General features: G+C 71.5%; 10 protein-coding genes. 2 read left to right on the top strand and 8 right to left on the bottom strand.

Annotation, left to right across the window (positions count from 1 at the left end; genetic code table 11):
• Positions 1-81: 81 nt before the first annotated feature.
• Entirely contained in the window at positions 82-3,900 is a 3,819-nt protein-coding gene (locus Pla133_RS22505) for a hypothetical protein (RefSeq protein ID WP_145069489.1), read from the top strand.
• A gap of 30 nt (positions 3,901-3,930) precedes the next feature.
• Here the strand turns inward: Pla133_RS22505 and Pla133_RS22500 are convergent, their stop codons facing one another.
• From Pla133_RS22500 to Pla133_RS22490, 3 genes are read right to left on the bottom strand one after another with little or no spacing between them, the layout of a single operon-like run.
• Complete coding sequence (locus Pla133_RS22500; RefSeq protein WP_145069487.1) at positions 3,931-5,427, bottom strand: arylsulfatase; 1,497 nt, start codon at positions 5,425-5,427, stop codon at positions 3,931-3,933.
• Positions 5,428-5,430: 3 nt separating this feature from the next.
• On the bottom strand, positions 5,431-5,853 hold the full coding sequence (gene msrB, locus Pla133_RS22495; RefSeq protein ID WP_145069484.1) for a peptide-methionine (R)-S-oxide reductase MsrB: 423 nt from the start codon (positions 5,851-5,853) through the stop codon (positions 5,431-5,433).
• Positions 5,854-5,894: 41 nt separating this feature from the next.
• Positions 5,895-7,493, bottom strand: a complete 1,599-nt coding sequence (locus Pla133_RS22490) for an FG-GAP repeat protein (RefSeq protein WP_145069482.1) — start codon at positions 7,491-7,493, stop codon at positions 5,895-5,897.
• Positions 7,494-7,693: 200 nt separating this feature from the next.
• On the opposite strand from Pla133_RS22490, the gene Pla133_RS22485 reads away from it, so the two are divergent.
• The gene (locus tag Pla133_RS22485; protein WP_145069480.1) at positions 7,694-8,734 is read left to right on the top strand and encodes a hypothetical protein; all 1,041 of its coding nucleotides are present in this window, start codon (positions 7,694-7,696) and stop codon (positions 8,732-8,734) included.
• A gap of 121 nt (positions 8,735-8,855) precedes the next feature.
• On the opposite strand, the gene Pla133_RS22480 is transcribed toward Pla133_RS22485, so the two are convergent.
• From Pla133_RS22480 to Pla133_RS22460, 5 genes are all read right to left on the bottom strand, one after another.
• Positions 8,856-10,016, bottom strand: a complete 1,161-nt coding sequence (locus Pla133_RS22480) for an ABC transporter permease (protein ID WP_419191857.1) — start codon at positions 10,014-10,016, stop codon at positions 8,856-8,858.
• Positions 10,017-10,024: 8 nt separating this feature from the next.
• Positions 10,025-11,284, bottom strand: a complete 1,260-nt coding sequence (locus Pla133_RS22475) for an ABC transporter permease (protein ID WP_145069476.1) — start codon at positions 11,282-11,284, stop codon at positions 10,025-10,027.
• A 2-nt stretch (positions 11,285-11,286) separates the two neighbouring features.
• On the bottom strand, positions 11,287-12,222 hold the full coding sequence (locus Pla133_RS22470; protein WP_145069474.1) for an ABC transporter ATP-binding protein: 936 nt from the start codon (positions 12,220-12,222) through the stop codon (positions 11,287-11,289).
• A gap of 118 nt (positions 12,223-12,340) precedes the next feature.
• Positions 12,341-15,196, bottom strand: a complete 2,856-nt coding sequence (locus Pla133_RS22465) for a CHAT domain-containing tetratricopeptide repeat protein (protein WP_145069472.1) — start codon at positions 15,194-15,196, stop codon at positions 12,341-12,343.
• Entirely contained in the window at positions 15,193-15,798 is a 606-nt protein-coding gene (locus Pla133_RS22460) for a hypothetical protein (RefSeq protein WP_145069470.1), read from the bottom strand. Before Pla133_RS22460 ends, Pla133_RS22465 begins: the two co-directional genes overlap by 4 nt.
• Positions 15,799-15,804: the final 6 nt, after the last annotated feature.

Genomic DNA, 15,804 nt, shown 5'->3' with positions numbered 1-15,804 from the left:
ACCAACGCCTTCAGCGCCCCACACGCTGTCGACTTCGTGCATCCTTGCCCGTCTCCTCGTTTCCCCCTTTCTCGACTTCCCATGCGATTCATCCGCCTGCTGCTCGCTCCCGCGCTCTTCGCCTGCCTCGCCTCGGCCGCGTCGGCGCAGTCCACCTGGACCGGCGCCGTATCCAGTGACTGGCACAACGCTGCCAACTGGTCGCCCGCCGCGGTTCCCGGACCGAGCGACGATGTCACGGTTGCTTCGGGAACGCCGAGCAAGCCCCTGGTCTCCACGGCTGACGCCGCTGTGTCCAGCCTGGTCGTCGCCTTCGGTGGGCGGGTTTCGATCGCCGACGGTCGGACACTCGCGGTGGGAGCGGACCTGGTCCTCGCGGGGCAGCTCGTGGCGTCGCCCGGAAGCACGCTGTCCGTCGTCGGCGACGTGGACCTGGCCGCGACGGCACAGTTCCCCGCTGCCCAGGGCTCGCCGGTTGGCCTGGCCTCGATCGAGCTGCTCGGGGACGGTGAGTTCACGAGCCTGTCGCCCTTGGCGGTCCCCAAGCTCGAGATCTCGGGAGGCACGCGGTTCCTCGCCAAGGGGCGCACTCTGGCCCTGGACCTCGCCCAGCACGCGGGGCTGTCCCCGGTGGAGTTGCTCCTGGCCGACGGGGCGGACTTCTCGGTCGAGGGTCTGGCGACGCTTGCCGCACCCGTCGGTTCGAAGTCCATCGGTGCCGCCACGCGAACCTTGACCGTCGAGGGCGGCGTCATCTGGTCGGTGCCCGAAGGCGCTGTGGCCAGCGAAGTGAACGCCGCCCTGCGTCTGCGCTGCGAAGGCGACTGGGCCGCCTCGACGGGTTCGGCCCTCGCCCTCGGTGAAGTGGAGCTGGCCAGCAGCGGTTCAGCGGCGATCACGGTCCTCCCGGGCGCCATGGCGCCCGCGACTTTCCGCGACCTCCACATTCTCGAGGGCAGCTGGTCGCTCACCGGAGGTGACCTCCGCGTGCTCGGCAACCTCGGCACGAACGCCAGCCTGGATCTCGGTGGCGCCGAACTCGAGGTCGTCGGCGACCTCGACTGCTCGCCCGGCGGGTTCTTCGGCGTCGGGACCTTCCCGGGCGGCGGGCTGATCCGCCTCACGGGCGACGGGATCATCAACACTTCCAGCGACCCCGGGGTTCCGTCGATCCGGATGGAGGGCGGGGTGCGCACGACGGTCACCAACGTGACCACCGAGTCCCTCGACCTCTTGGGAGGGATCTGGTCGTCGGGAGACCCGAACACCTACATCACGGTTCACGGCGACCTGCGCCTGGAAGGCGGCCACCTCGAGCTCGGCCCTTCCCTCGGATTCGGGAGGGTCGACGTCCAGGGCGACCTGATCCAGACGGGGACGACCATCTCCAGCCCGCACCCGGAGAACCGCTTCAAGGTCCGCGGCGACTGGAGCAGCACCGCCGGCTTCGTGCTCGACGAGGGCTGGGTCGAGCTCTTGGGCGAGCAGACCCTGCTCGAGGGATCCTCCCCGACCTTCAAGCGCCTGCGGTTCTTGGCCGGCAGTCGCGACTTGCTGACCGACATCACGGTCCTGCGCGGGCTCGAGCTGTACTACGCCACCCTCGACGGCGACGGCTGGATCGAGCTGGATGGCGACGTTCCGGCGGTCCAGACCACCCAGGGCAAGTTCGAGCGGCTGCGCGTGGTAGGGGGCGCGGTGACCTTCGCCGAGGCGCGGACGACATTTCTGGAGCAGACCGGGGGAGCCATCGAGGTGCTCGATGGCGCTCGGTTGCGGGTCGACAAAGACGCCACCCTGTACTCGGGCAGCTACCAGTCGTCGGCGGCCGGGAGCGCGCCGCGCGGCCTCGACGTCGGCCGCGACCTGATCGTCCACGGCACGACCTTCGGCACCCAGAACCCGGCCCACTACCTGCGCGTCGGGCGCGAGTTCGGTGCCAACGCGGGCTTCTCGACCACCGCGGGCACGCTCGAGTTCGCGAACAGCTACACCGGTGAGCTGACCGTGACCGCCCCCGGACCCGAGCCGAGCCTGCCGCTCCTGCTCGTCAAGTCCGGTGTCCTGCGCGTCGATGGCGACTACCTGTTGAACGCCGATGGCGTCGAGGTGCTCTTCGGTGGCCGGCTCGAGGTCGGCGGCGGCGCGCGGCTGAGCACTGCCGGTGTGCCCTTCTCGGTGAGTGGGGAGTTGGCGGTGGAGGCGGGTGCCGAGCTCGCCCTGGACGCGGGCAGCTCGATCCTGGTCGACCACCTCGGGCGCCTGGAGTTGATCGGTGCGCCGGGCACTCCGGCGGCCCTCGTGGGCCACGCCGGCGGCGGCTATGCGGCCGTCGTCAACGGCGTCTTCGCCGCGCGGGACTTCCTCGTGGCCGACGTCGGACCCGCGGGGCTCGCTCTCGGCGGGAGCTACGCACCGGCGCCGGACGACATGCGGAGCGGAGAGTTCTCCGGGCCCCATCCGAGTCCAGGATCGACCCTGCTGAGCCTGACCCATGCGCCGACCAAGGCCGGCTACGGCCTGACCTTCAGCGACCCCCTCGGAGTCGGCACCTACAACGTGCGCCGGCTCGGCGGCGGGCCCGTGACACTCCATGGATCGGGCGGCTCCTTCGCCGGCGAGTCTGGCGACGACGATCCGAACGGGCTGATCGATTGGCTGCCCCTGCCCGCGCAGACTCAGGTCGCGGTGTTCGAGGCGAAGAACGGTCCCGAGCGGGTGGCCCTGTCCTTCGAGGTCGGCTTCGAGTTGGCCACGGATCACTACCTGCTCGAGAGTGCGCCGGGCGCGGCCGGACCCTTCACGACCCTGGTCGAACTCCCGGCCCAGGGCCCGGCGCAGTACCTGTTCGACGACATCGGCCTGGGCGCGAATGTGCCCGTCTTCTACCGGCTGTCGGAGGTTCTGGGTGACGGCACCGTGAACCAGCTCGGCCTGGCCGACGCCAAGCCCTACTCGGCCGCCTTGCCCGGCAACGTGCTGACCGTCGGGCCGAGCGGCATGTTCGCCGACATCCAATCCGCGGTCGACGCCGCCACCGCCCAGTCGACGGTGATCCGCGTCGAGCCCGGGACCTACGACGGGTTCCAGGTCATCGATCCATCGGTGCGCAGCTTGACGATCGTCGCCGACGGGCCGGGTGTGCTCGTGGAGGACTACGACGTCGCCCTACGGATCGCGGGCGTGCCCGCGGGCGCGGACCTGTTGCTGCTGGGGATCGACGTCAAGGGCAACACCTCGATCAAGCCCTTGGTCGAGGTCGTGGACTGCGACGGGTTCGTCAGCTTCGCCGACCTCGATGTGGGGGCGATCAGTGGTCTCGGGCGCGCGGCGCTGTCCGTCAGCGGGTGCGCGACCGTGAGCCTCGAGGACTGCGACATCACGGGCGGCGACCCGACCCTCGAAGTCCTGCAGTCGAAGGTCTACGTGACCGGCGGCAGCATGATCCGCGTCAGCAGCAAGCAGTTCAGCACCCTGCGGATCTGCGAGGTGAGCCCGGTGTTCAAGCTGAAGGACGGGACCTCCACCTTGGAGCTGCTCGAAGGCGATTGCCCGCGGGTCGAGGTGCCGATCTTCCAGTCGCTAGGCGAACCGTTCACCCTGTCGTTCGACGCCGCCCAGGGGCAGCTCGCACAGCTGGCCGTCGCGGCCACGACCCTGCCCTTGGACATCTTGATCCCGGATCTCTGGCAGATGCTGCTGGTGGTGCAGCTCGGCGCCTCGATCCCGCTCGGGACCTACGCCGGCGACGGAGCCGGGCTCGTGGTCGACGTCTTCGAGCTGCCTCCGGACCCCGCCTTGCTCGGCGCGCGACTGCTGCTCCAGGGCTGGACGATCGACACGGTGCCGTCGCTCTCGATCCGCTTCAGCCCCGCCCGGCCGCTGGTCGGGATGCCTTGACGAACGCCTCACGCGCCCCGAGCGAGGGCGCTACCGAGGGTAGCCCGGCGAGTGCAGGATCGTCCCGGTGCGGACCGCGGGTGAACCATCCTGCGTGACCCAGTTCTCGCCGCGCTCAGCCAGGTGCTCGCCCATGTGCGCGCGCCAGAGGGCCAGGAGCGTGGCGTGGTCGGGATCCCTCGCCAGGTCGCGCTCTTCGCGCGGATCGGCGTCCAGGTCGAAGAGCTGCTCGGTGCCGTCGAAGGCGTGGAATACGTACTTCCAGCGGCCGTCGGTCAGTGCGGTCCAGACGTTGCCGGGCCAGTAGCAGGTGGCGTGCTCCAGATCGAGCCAGGGACGCCACGACGTTCCGCCTCGGCCGAGATCGAGCATCGACGCGCCGTCCACGTCTTCGGGGCAGGGTAGTCCGGCGGCGTCCAAGAGGGTCGGTAGCACGTCGCGCAGCTCCACCGGCTGCGGCAGCACTTGGCCGCGCTCGGGCGCTTCCTCGCCCAAGGCGTCTTCGCCCCACCAGACCAACATCGGGATCCGCGCCGAGCCCTCGTAGGCGTAGGTCTTCCGCCACAGGTGGTGGTCGCCGAGCATGTCGCCGTGATCCGAGGTGAACAGGATCACGCAGTCGTCGAGTTCGTCGCGCGCCTCGAGCGCTGCCAGGAGCCGGCCGATCTGCTCGTCGATGAACTCGACGTTGGCGCAGTAGGCCCGTCGGGCTGCAATCACCGCCGCCTGCGGCAGGTTGTTGCGCGCCGCCGTGAAGTCCGCCTCGTCGACGATCGATCCGAACTGGTCGTCGGACCAATCAGCCCGGGCCGCGGCGGGCATCTCGACCTCGGTGTAGTGCTCGAGCAGCCGAGCCGGCGGGTCGTAGGGGCTGTGGGGCCGCGCGAAGCTGACCTTCAAGAGGAACGGCGCCTCGCCGTGCCAGTCCTGGACGAACGCCACCGCCCGATCGCCCGTCCAGCTCGTCGGATGCAGCGCCTCGGGCAGCACGTAGGCACCCGCGCGGTGGTCGTTGAAGCCGATCCCCGTGGCGTCGGGGTCCGCGTCCGGTGCCCGGCGCGCGAACCACTGGCGGTAGTCGGAGACGAAGTCGTCGCTCTCCACCCGCCCCGATTCGTCCAGCTCGACCGTCTGCCAGCCGTGGGTGCTTCGCTGGGGAAAGAAGTGGTTCTTGCCGATCGCGTGGGTCGTCCAGCCGGCGCCCGAGAACAGGCGCGGCAGCTCAGTGGGGTAGCGCGTCGGGATGCGCGAATAGCCGAGCAGGCCGTGGTTCCAGGGCGCGCGCCCGGTCAACAGCGCGGCCCGCGAAGGCGTGCACGAGGGCACCGAGGCGTAGGCGTGCTCGAAGCGCAGGCCTTCCCGCGCCAGGCGATCGAGGTTGGGCGTTCGCACCGGCCAAGTGCCTTCGACGCCGAGGACGTCGCCCCGGTGCTGGTCGGTCATGACCAGGATCAGGTTGGGCCGCGGCGGCCCCTCCTGGGTGGCGAGGGCCAGCGCCGCGATCAGGCTGCAGAGCACGGCGGCCACGGCTCAGTCCTCGTCCGGCTCGAGCTCGAGGCAGACGGAGTTGATGCAGTAACGCAGCCCCGTCGGCTTCGGCCCGTCCGGGAACAGGTGCCCCAGGTGCGCGTCGCAGCCGCCGCAACGGATCTCCGTGCGCCGCATGCCGTGGCTCGTGTCCTCGAGCTCGATCAGGTTCGCGCCGTCGAGGGGCTCGAAGAAGCTCGGCCAGCCGCAGCCCGAGTGGAACTTGCCGTCCGAGCGGAACAGCTTGGTGCCGCAGCAGACGCACAGGTACGTGCCCGCCGTGGTCGTGTCGGTGTACTCGCCCGTGAAGGGACGCTCGGTGCCCCCTTGGCGTGCGACTTGGTACTGCAGCGGCGTCAACTCGGCACGCCACTGGTCGTCGGTCTTGGCGACGCGGTTGGAAGGATCGGGGGTGTCGTTCTTCACACGCCGATCCTAGCGCTACCGCGCCGCCAGCCTGCATCGGATCAGGGCACCAGCGTCAGCGGCGCCGGGCCGCCGACCGCCGCGAGGGTCTGGTTCAGGCCGAGGACCACCGATGCGTGGTGCGCCACGAGACCCACCAGGGCCGGGTCGCTGGCCGGGGGCAGGGTCAGGGTGACATCAGCCCTTCCATTGAGCTTGAGAATGCCGATCGCGCCCGTGAGCGGCCCGGCGCCCGCGAGCGTCAAGTCGGTGTAGGCGTCGGGGTTGAGCGGCAGGTGGATGGCGCCCGGCAGGGGCAGACCCGGCGCGGTCCCGGAGAGGGTGCCGAGGACCAGGTAGGGTCGTCCGCCGAGGTCCGCGCCGTGGGCCAGGAACAGCTCTTGGGTGCCGCCGTCCGAGACCGAGATCTCGATCTCGCGGTGCAGCAGGCGCACGTCGGCGAAGCGCGCGACGGCGCCCGGCGCCGTGGCCTGGACGGGCCCGACCCCTGCGCGGCCAACCAGCAACTCGGAGCCGTCGAGGGCCAGGCTGCGTCCGAAGCCTGCGCCGTCGCCCGGATCCACCGGGGTGTAGGCGAGCTGCAGCGCCTCCGCCCAGTTCGTCGGTCCGGTGCGCTCGACGATGTAGACCTGGCCCTTCGCCACTTGCTGCAGCTCCGGCGCGGGATCGCCGACGTAGACGCGATCGGGGGTGGCCACGATCTCGTAGCCGAAGCGGTTGCTGCCGAGGCCCGTGAACGTGTCGAGCTGGGTCATCTGGCCATTGGGCTCGATCCGGTAGACGAACACGGTCCCCTTGCCGTAGCCGGGCGCGCCGATGAACAGCCGCTGCTCGCCCGCTTCCGGCAGGAAGGCGAGGCCGCGGCCGAAGTCGTCGTTGGTGGGCGAGAAGGCGGCGATCGTCATGTCGGAGAAGTGCGTCCAGTTGCCACCGGGCTCGCGCTTGTAGACGAAGACCGTCTCGGTCGAGGAGAGGAAGTCGATGTCCGCCCAGGAAGCCGCCAGCAGGCCGCCGTCGCCGGAGAACTCGACCCCCAGCACGTCGTTGCGGCCTTCGACGATCGTGTGTTCCTGCGCCCAGGTCCCGTCACCCTGTCGGGCGTAGAGGTAGGTCAGGTTGGGAGAGACCTGGTAGTTGGCGGTCTGCGCCGCGATCACCAGTCGGTCGCCGGTCGCGTCCATGGCCCGACCGAACTCGGTCGTGAGCGCGGAGTCCGGCGGGAGCAGGGTCTGGACCAGGGGCCAAGTTCCGTCGGTCTGCCTCTCGAAGACGAAGACCGCGCCCTCGTCGAGGCCCACGGTGTCGTCCCGGTGCGAGGCGACCAGCACCTGGTCACCCGACACGGCGACGACGGAGCCGAAGAACCCGAGGTTCGAGGGCGAAGGCGGATCGAGTCGGGCGGCGAAGACCCAGCCTCCGCCGGGGCTGCGCTCGAAGACCGACGCCGAACCAGCGCTCGGTACCAGGGCCGAATCGTTGCGGGCGCCGACCGCGAGGACGCCGCCGTCGAGGTCGAGGTCGCCGCCGAAGTAGTCTCCGTTCGGCTGAGAGGGGGGAGTGATGAAATCGGTCGGCAGAGCGACTTGGGCGCCTGCTGCCGGAGCGGCGACGGCGACTACGAATGCAATGGAGAGTTTCATGCTCCCGAGTCTAGCCCCCCCCCTCGAGGTTCGGGGTCGATGCCCAAGGCCGCGCAGCTGCGCGAGCGTGATCCACGGGGTGCTCCGGCCCTGTGCGCGTGGCCGCGGAATTTCCGGCGCCAGCGGAACGTCTCCGGTGCTCTACGGTTGTCTCCCCGGGGCCCTGCCCCAGACCCGTAACCCGACCCCCGGTACCCACGATGATCCGCCTCGCCCTGCCCCTCGGGCTGGCCTCGGCCGCCTTGCTGTTCGACGCCCCGACCGAACTCTCCACCGACTACGCCCGCAAGGTGACCTGGAAGGTCTCCTCCGAGCGTTCCTTCAGCCTCGAGACCCTCGAATCGTCGATGGAGATCGACGGCGAGCCCGTGGAGCGCGGCGGCATGGGCGGCGGTGGCTCGGAAGACGTGCGCGCCGTGTCCTTCACCCACACGATCCTCGAGCACGCCGCCGGCGAGCCCACCGCCGTGCGCCGCGTCTTCGGCGAGGTCGCCGGTGAGGGCCTGATGCGCTTCGGCGAGAACGAGATGGAGACCACCGCCGAGTCGCCCTTCGAGGGCGCCGAGATCGAGTGGCGCATGGAGGACGGCACGCCCGTGGCCGAGGTGATCGACGGCGACGTGGAGGAGGAGGGCCTGGACGCCTTCACCTTCGGCCTGGCCCTCGACAACTTCCTGCCCGCCGGCGAGGTCGAGCCGGACGCCACGTGGGAGTTGGACGGCGAGCTGTTCCTGCAGGCCCTGGGCCTCGACCTCGAGGCGACCCTGTTTCCACCCGCGCCGCCGGAAGAGTCGGAAGAAGGTGGTCGCGGCGGTGGCCGGCGCGGCGGCTTCCGCGGCGGACGCAGCGGTGGCATCGACGCCCTGCTTGGATTGGACTGGGACGTCGAGGTCACCTTTGCCGAGGCGTCGGTCGACTCGGACTGGGGCCCCGCCGCGCGCCTGACCTTCGAGGCCGAGGGCTCCGGCGACCCGCCGGCCCGCGGCGGTCGCGGCGGTCCCGGTGGAGGCGGTGGCGAGTCGAGCACCGAAGGCTCGGTCACGGCCAACCTCGAGGGTGAGCTGCTCTTCCTGCTGGACGGCAGGCACCCGGTGCACTTCGAGTGCGGCGGAACGGTCGGCATCGAGTCGACCACGATCCGCAGCACCGGCCGCGGCGAGATGGTGATGACCAACGTGCAAGAGGGGCAGCTCAGCCTCGCGATCACCGTCGAGCAGGTGATCGAGGACGACGGGGAGTAGGTCTGTCGGGGGGGCGGCAGCTATGCGGTGTGCGGCACCATGTTGTTGCCGCCCCCCACCCCCGTGCCTCCGAGTAGGCGGCGGTTTTGTGCCTGGCACCGTACGAACGCCTACTCGGCGCTCACGCGAACCTGAAGGTCTTCGCCGCGAGCCAACCGCACAGGAGCGTCGCCAGGGTCATACCCGCCACGTGCGGGACCACCGACACCGCCGGCTGCCCGAATGCCATCAGCCGGTGCAGGGCGTCCATCGTCCAACCGGTGGGCAGGAACATCGCCAGGCTCTGCATGGCCTTCGGCGTGACCTCGATCGGCCACCAGCAGCCGCCGAGCGCGCCGAGCACGTTGCCGGCCACCACCGCCAGGCCCACCGCCTGACCCTCCGAGCGCGCGAGGTTGCCGAGCAAGATCGCGATCGCCGCGATCATGCCCGCGTAGGCCGCCAGCACGGCGGCCAGGGCCAGGGGCTCGGGGCCCCACTGCACACCGAAGGCGAAGGTGCCCAAGAGCACCGCGAAGCTGACCTGGATCCCGCCCAGCATCAGGTTGCCGAACCACTTGCCGAGCACCACCGAGCCGCGCGGGATCGGCGCGGCGGCCAGACGCAACAGGGCGCCGGACTTGCGCTCGCCGATCAGGATCGACGCGCCGGATGTCAACAGCACCACTAGGGTGAACATGACCATCGTCCCCGGCACTGCCTGCTGGAAGCCGGAGGGGACCCGTTCGAGGTTGCCCGCCGTCGACACCTCGACCTTCAGGGCGCGCTCCTGCGTCCGCAGGGCCTGCATCGACGCGGCGTTGATCTCGGCGCCGGTGGCGGCCAGGGTGATCAGGTCCGCGAGTACGCCGTAGGTCGCGCGCCGCACGGTGAACGCGTCGAGGCTGGCGCCCAGGCCGGCCTCGCGGCGACGGAAGGTCAGCGCGACCGACTCGCCGGACAGGACCCGCTCGGTCAAGTGCTCGGGGAGCTCGATGCGGCGGCGGTAGTCCTCGAAGGCCGTGCCCTCGGGGTCGTCGTCGGGGTAGACAACCGTCGCACCGCCGTCCGTGAGTCGCGCCGCCAGTTCGCCCTCGATGAAGCCGGCGTCCGCGCCGCTGCGCAGGGCGATCGAGGGCCCCGCGTCGGCGCCGCCAAAGCCGCTGGTGACGGTGCCGATGAACCAGAAGAACAGCGCCGGCATCAGGAAGGTCCACAGCAGGGTCTCCTTCTGACGCAGGTTCAGGCGCAGGTCGTGCCAGGCCACGAGCCAGGCACTGCTCAGGAAACTGCGGCTGGGCATGGGGGCGCTCATCGGGCGGAGAATCCGGGCAGGCGTCGCAGGGCGACGACGAAGAGCAGGGCGCCGACGGCGAGCACGAGGCTGAAGTCGACCAGCAGAGAACCCGCCTCCGCGCTGCCCGCGAGGATCGACTTGAAGCGCACCAGGGCCCAGCCCACCGGCGTGCGCACGCCGATCGCGGCCAGGCCGTCGGGCATGGCCTCGAGCGGGAAGAAGGCGCCGCCGATCATCAGGAGCGGGTACACGAACAGGCTCGCGACGATGGTGCCGGCGCGCTGGGTGCGCGCCATCGACTGGGCCACGAGCAGGAGGGTCACGAAGACCGTGGTCGACGTCGTCAGCCAAGCCAGCGCCAGCAGCTCGCCGGTGAAGTGGACGCTGAAGCCCAGACGCGCCGCCAGCATCCCTCCGGTGGTCAGCGCCGCGAAGAGCGCCCCGTGGGCGAGCAGCTTGCCGCCCAGCCAACCGGCCAGGGGCCGCGGGGCCGCCTGGGCCCGCCGCAGAGTGCCGGACTTCTTCTCGACCCACAGGTCCTCGGACAGGCCCAGGGCCGCGAAGATCAGGGTCATGGCCAGGATCGACGCCATCACCACGCCGCCGGTGTCGAGGGCGGTCGCGCTCGCCTCGCCGCTATCGTCCTTGTCGCCCTCGACCACCACGTCGAGCTCGATCCGCGGCGGGTCGATCCACTCGGCCAGGCGCGCGCCGAGCTCGTTGAACTCGACCGCCACGGCGGCGATGTCCTCGTTCGGATAGACCGACGCGTCCTGTGGCCCGTCGCCGAAGCGCGCCAGGGTCGAGCCCGCCACGCGGTGCACGTAGAAGTGCGCCTCGACCAGCATCGCCAGGGACTCCTCGACGATCTTCGGCAGGACGCGTTGGGAGGGATTGACCACCAACTCGAGCGTCGCCGGCTCCTCCAGCAAGAGCGCCCGGTCGAAGCTCTCGGGGATGATCAAGAGCGCCGTTGCGTCACCGCGGTCCATGCGCCGCCGCGCCTGGTCCTCGTCGGTGACCACCTCGGTCGAGATCGGCATCTTGTCGCCCGCCTGGCCCAGGGCCCCCAGCAGCAGGCTCGACACCAGGCTCTGGTCGCGGTCGAGCACCAGCACCTCGGCCACCGGCGTCGTCGCGTCCTCGCCCGTGCCGCCGAAGGCGAAGCGCAGCACCACCGCGATGCCCAGGGGCACCGCCGCCATCAACAGCAGCGCCAGCGGGTCGCGCAGGCGCCGGCGCAGCTCGTGCGCGGCGACGAGGAGCACGTACACGGTTACTCCCGGTACTCCCGACCGGTCAGCTCGATGAACAGGTTCTCGAGGCTCGGGCGCCGCAGGGTCGTGGCCCGGATCGTGCCGCCGGCGCCCTGCACCACGGCGAACAGCTCGGGCAGGCGCTCGTTGGCGCGCGGCGCGGCCAGGGCTACCAGCTCCGCGTCGGCGCCGACGACCTCGACATCCGCCAGGGACTCCAGGGCCGCGAAGGCCGCGCGCACCGCGTCCCCGTCGAAGGTCCCGTCCAGGTGCAAGAGGTCGCGCTCGCCGACCCGCGCGCGCAGCTCGTCGAGGGTGCCGCTGGCGATCACGCGCCCGTGGTCGACGATCGCGAGGTCGTCGCACAGGGCCTCGGCCTCCTCCATGTAGTGGGTGGTGTAGAGCACCGTCGAGCCCACCGCCGCCTCCTCGCGCACCAGGTCGAGCAGGGCCACGCGGCTCTGGGGATCGATGCCCACGGTGGGCTCGTCGAGCAGCAGCACCCGCGGCCCGTGCACCACGCCGCAGGCGAAGTTGAGCCGCCGCTTCATGCCGCCGGAGTAGCGCGAGACCGGCTCCTTGGCGCGGTCCGCCAGGCCGACGCGCGCGAGGACCTGGGCCACGCGCCGTTCCAACTCCGCCCCGCGCAGGCCCTGGGCCGCGCCGAAGAAGCGCAGGTTCTCGGGCGCGGTCAGCTCCTCGTACAGGGCCAGGTCCTGGGGCACGAGCCCGAGCCCCTCGCGCGCCGAGGCTCCCGCGGTCACGTCGCGCCCGCACAGCCGCGCCGAGCCGCCGTCGGGACGCACCAACCCGCACAGGCTGCCGATGGTGGTCGACTTGCCGGCGCCGTTGGGCCCCAAGAGGCCGAACACTCGGCCCGGCCGGGCGGTGAAGCTGACGTCGTCGACGGCGACGTTGGCGCCGAAGGTCTTTCGCAGGTGCTCGACTTCGATCACGGCAGGTGGCGGTGCGTGGAGGGGGGAGGCGTGGACTTCGGTCGCGAGAGTCCATGACCCGGGGCCCCCGGATCCTCCGCCTTTTCTGGCGGAAATCGCGCGGGGCCCCGCTTCCGCCTCAGGCGCCCGGACGCGCGAGGGGGTCGCCGGCGAGCACGAAGGCCGCCCAGGCGAGGGCCCGCGAGCCGCCCACGATGCGCTCCCGGACCGCGGTGCCGTAGGCCTCGCGCACCGGCTGACCCTGCGCCAATCCGCGGTAGAGGTCGTCCATCAGCTCGGCGGAGTCCGCGTCGATCACCGGCCACAGGCTCGAGACGACCGAGCGCGCGCCAGCGGCCAGGAGCGCAGGCGCAGGCCCGTGCAACTCGTCCGAGCGCGAGCGGCCCATGCGGCCGGTCTCGCAGCCCGACAGGGTCGCGACCTCGCACTCGAGCTCCAGCGGACGCAGGTCGAGAGCGGTCAAGTAGCGGTCGCCCAGGCGCAGGCCGGAGAAGAGCGGGTGGTCCGGCTGGAAAGCGCCGTGGGACGCCAGGTGCAGGGCGCGTAGGCGGCATGGCTTGGCGGTCAGAGCTTCGAGCAGGTCGTCGGGTTCGCGCGGCTCCAGGCGCGCGCCGAGGCTCGCGCTCAGGGCCTCGCGTTCGCGCGCGATGGCCGGCAGGTCGGCCTCGGGCGAAAAGCAGGCGAGCCAATGGCCGTCGACCGCACGCGGCGACCGCAGCCGCGCGAGCTGGCGCAGGCTGCGCGCGTAGGAGACGTCGCAGCCGGCGATCAGCGGTCGACCGTCGAAGGTCGCGGCGTGGATCGGCAGCTCGTGCAGCACGCCGATCGGGACGATCGTCACCGGCCGGCCGTCGAGCGCCTCGGCCGCCGGCTCCAGCAAGAGCTGGCCGATTCGGTCGAGCAGCGCGGCCGCGCTGCGCTCGAGGGCGCGTGCGTGGCGCGCTGCGTACTCCGCACCCAGGCGCAACTTGCCAATCTGAAAGCGCAGGCCTGCGGCCAAGAGCTCCAGGTCGTGCCCGCTGCAATCGAGCTTGCGCGCGCCCAAGTCACCGATCTGCAGCGGGTCGCCGAAGACGACGAAGACGTCGTCGCCGTCGAGCACGTAGTAGAGCAGCGCGTCGCCCTTCGGAACGGCGTCCAGGGGCGCGACCTCGATGCCACGGATGACAGGCTGCGCGGAAGTCGGCTCCGGATCGAGCCCGCGAACCAGCGCCATCAACTCGTCCTGGGCTCGCAGCAACTCCGCGCTCAGGTCCGTCGCTGGACCGCGAGATGGTTCCGCCGAGGCTCCGGTTGAAGCGTCGAGCTGGCGACACAGGAGTGCGTTGAGGCGGGCGCGCGCTGCGCGCAGGGCCGGCGTCGGCGGGAAGCGGCGCGCGTCCGCCTCGTCGAGGCTACGCTGGCGACTGCGGTCGAGCTCTTCGACGGCCTCGCGTGCGTAGCCCGATCCCAGGCGCTCGAGTCGCGTGGCCACGAGGCGCGTGATCGCCGGCTGGCGCTCGCGGAAGAAGGCCAGGCGCGCGTCGCCGATCGAAAGGCGCGCGAAGGCGTCCTCACCGGCCTCGATGGCGTGCTCGAGGGCGACCTCCTGGGCGGGCCCGTCGCCCGCGTGCCGATGCACCTCCGCCAGTGCGGTCCAGGCCTCGATCTCCACCAGACTCTGCAGAGGCAGCCGCCCGCCGCGCCGCTCGAGCAGCGCCTCGAGGGCGCTGCGCGCGTCGTCCAGTTGGCCGATCCCGACCCGCGAGCGCGCTAGGGCCAGCTCCCCCAGGTCGGTCAGGAAGCGATCGCCGCTGGCCGCCAGGTCGTCGCGGGCCTGGACCAGGGCCGCGGCCAGGGCGGGGCTGCGAGCGGTGCCTGCGTGCAGCTCGGCGCGGTGGATTGCGACCAGGGCTCCTAGCACGCGGTTGCCGAGCTGCGCGAACAGGCGCGCGGCGGCGGCGAGGGCGCGCTCGGCCTCGTCGGTCGCGCTCAGACGCGCGTGCGCCACGCCGGCGAAGAGGGTCGAGCGCGCCTGCTCGTAGTCCATCCCCAACTCCTCGAAGCGCAGCGCGGCGGCCTCGGCGCGGTCGCGGGCGTCGCGCCAGGCGTCGAGGCGCAGGTGCAGCTCCGCCAGGTCCATGTCGCACAGCGGCGGCCCGCTGGCCTTGCCGAGCGCCTCGAATTCCGCGCGGCTAGCGCGCAGTCCGGCCTCGGCGCCCGCGAAGTCACCGCGGCGGAAGGCCAGGTAGGCCAAGCCGTAGCGCGCCTCGGCGGCCAAGATCTGGTGATCGTGTTCGGCGAAGACCCGCTCCGCGTCGGCGAAGGAGTGCTGGGCCGCGTCGAAATCGTTGGCGTTGGTCTCGACGTTGCCGAGGTTGATCAGCGCGAAGGCGCGCCCGAGGGCGTCGTCGATGCGCTCGAAGCGGGCGATGGCGCTGCGGTAGCTGTCGCTGGCCTCCATGTAGCGATCGAGGCGAAAGTACACGTTGCCGACATTGCACTCGAGCTGCGCCAAGAGGCGCTCTTCACCCCGCGCCTCGAACACGCGGCGAGCGCGTGCGGCCTCGACCAGGGCCGCGTCGCTGTTGCCGCTCATCTGCAGCACGTCGACCAGGCTGCGACGCACGCGCGCGGCTTCCAGAGCCTCGTCCGCGGCGTCGTAGAGCTCGACGGCCGCGCGGTAGTCGACGATGGCCTCCGCGCTGCGGCCGTTGGCGTGGAAGGCCACGGCGCGTCCACGCAGGCCCAGCACGCGTCGCTCGGGCAACCCGCGCGTCAGGCGCTCGAGCCGCTCTGCCAGCACCAAGGCCGCGGGCGGATCGCGGCGCACGGTGCGGTCGAGCTCGGCCTTGAGCTCGTCGGCGAGGGCCTCGTTCTCACCGTTCTGGCGCGCGAGGAGCGCCTCCCACTGCGCCTGGCTCGGTTCGTCGCTCCCGAGCAGCAGCGCCAGGTACGCGGGCTGCGCGCCCGCGGCTTCCGGCGCTTCGTTCACCGGTTCGGATCCACGTCCGCGAGGACGATCAGGGTCGTGCCGAGCTCGATCGAGAGTTCCATCGGCGCCGCGGGGAGCTGGTCGAAGACGAAGCAGCCCAAGGCATCGAGCGGGGTCCCTGCGACCCGCCCGTCGTCGCCGCGCAGCACCGCGCGCGCCGCGCCCAGCTCGTCGCCGTCGCGGTGCATGAGCTGGCCGATCAGCGCACCGGACTCATCCAGGGCCAGGTCGACGTCGTAGTCGTCCACCGTGTACAGCGCTTGGTAGGGGCGCAGTCCGGCGACCTGTTGGCGCAGGGCGAGCTGCGGATCGGCGATCGGCGGAACCAACTTGCCGACTAGGGTGCGCCAGCCGCCGCGGCCGCGTTCGTCGGCGAGCAGGGCCTTGGCGCGATCGAGGCTGGCGCGGGGCAGGGGCTCGAGCCGCGCCTGGGCCGCGGCGGCCAATACCTGGCGCACGTGCGCGAGCCGCCGGTCGAACTCCAGCGGAGCTTCGCGCCGCAGGGTCTCGAGCGCCGCACTCGTCGGCTCGCCCTCCAGGTGCGCGATCAGATCCCCGTAGAGGTTCAGCCGCGAGTCGTCCGGTTCAGCGTCGGTGTTCATGCCTGG

It is taken from the genome of Engelhardtia mirabilis (assembly GCF_007748095.1).
In the GTDB taxonomy this organism is placed as follows: domain Bacteria; phylum Planctomycetota; class UBA1135; order UBA1135.
Note: the sequence above shows the minus strand (reverse complement) of the source record. Positions and strands in the feature narration are given on the sequence as shown.